Annotated in this window: 1 protein-coding gene; it reads right to left on the bottom strand. The window is 65.5% G+C overall.

Annotation, left to right across the window (positions count from 1 at the left end; translation table 11 throughout):
- Positions 1–255 precede the first annotated feature (255 nt).
- Positions 256–1,284 carry an IS110 family RNA-guided transposase gene (locus AC0IWM_RS23665; protein WP_471759114.1) on the bottom strand — a complete coding sequence of 343 codons (1,029 nt, stop codon included), beginning with the start codon at positions 1,282–1,284 and terminating at the stop codon, positions 256–258.
- Positions 1,285–1,360: the final 76 nt, after the last annotated feature.

Below are 1,360 nucleotides of genomic sequence, written 5' to 3' on the forward strand. Positions count from 1 at the left end.
AAACGTATGGCCCGCCCCGTCCGCAAGTGGCTTATGATCCGCTGGTCTGAGCAGTCTGCATAAACGTATCCGGCCTTTCGGCGATGCCGTTGGCCAAGATGGAGATCCGCGCGTCCTGGTCCTCATAAAGGGGGCGGCGTCGAGCGCCATTTTACGCCAAAGGCTTCCAGAACACCGATCGACTGTCAGGCCATCTTCCTCTCGCCGCTCGCAGACATGTTGAGGCCGACGAAGGCTTCGCCGACCAAGCTCGGTTCAGGCAGCCACCGCCGCCGGCTCATAGACGCGTTCGTGGCGCAGCAGCGCCCAGACGGTCCGAGCCAATTTAGCCGCCAGCGCAACGACGGCGGTGTTGGCGTGCGCCCGCGCCAGCAGGCCCCGGAGCCATTGGCCGATCCGCGTATCGCTTTTGCGAAGGGTCGGCATCGCCGCTCGTGCACCCTGGATCAGCATCTTGCGCAGGTACTTGCTGCCGCGCTTGGTGATGCCGACGAGTTTGGGTCGTCCGCCAGTCGTGACTTGCCGCGGCACGAGGCCGAGCCAGGCCGCCAGATCACGCCCGCGGGCGAAGGTGGCCACGTCACCGATTGCCGCAACCAGCGCTGTCGCGTTGAGTGCACCGATGCCCGGGATGGTGGTGAGCCGGCGAGCACTCTCGTCGGTCCGGGCCTGTTCGGCGAACTCGCCATCGAGCGTGGCGATGCGTTCGTCGAGGGACTGCCAACGTTCCCGCACGTCGGCCACGAGGCTGCGCATTCGTGGCGTGATGTCCGCGGCGGTGTCGGGATCGAGCAGGGTGTTCAGGCTGGCGGCAAGCTTGGCACGTCCTTGTGGGACGATGTGGCCACGCTCCAGCAGGATGGCCCGGATCTGGTTCATCAAGGCCGTGCGTTCGCCCACGAGCTGGTCGCGCACCCGGTGCAGAGTCTGCATGTCGAGCTGCGCTTCCGACTTCAGCGCGACGAACCGCATAGTCGGACGCGTCGCAGCCTCTGCGATCGCCTCGGCGTCACGGTCGTCGTTCTTCTGGGCCTTGACGTAGGGGCGCACGTATTCCGGCGACATCAGCCGGATGGTGTGGCCTTGAGTGGCGAGCGCCCGGCCCATGTGATGCGCGCCACAGCACGCCTCCATGGCGATGATGCAAGGTGGAAGCGTCGCGCCAAAGGTCATCACCGTCTCGCGTCGCATCCGGCGACGCAGGACGACCCGACCGGTCGCATCTTGCCCCACCAAGCTGCAGCTGTTCTTGCCCAGATCGATCCCGAGTATCGCAATGGCCATCGGTCCGCTCCATCCCTCGTGTGAGCCACACTGCAAACCTAGCAGTGAAGCCCAGTGAGGGGCGGGCCATCCATAA

The organism is Methylobacterium sp. AC433 (assembly GCF_979253015.1).

Coding starts and splice junctions, on each gene's coding strand:
- AC0IWM_RS23665 (WP_471759114.1), bottom strand. CDS start 1,284: ATGGCCATTGCGATACTCGGGATCGATCTGGGCAAGAACAGCTGCAGC.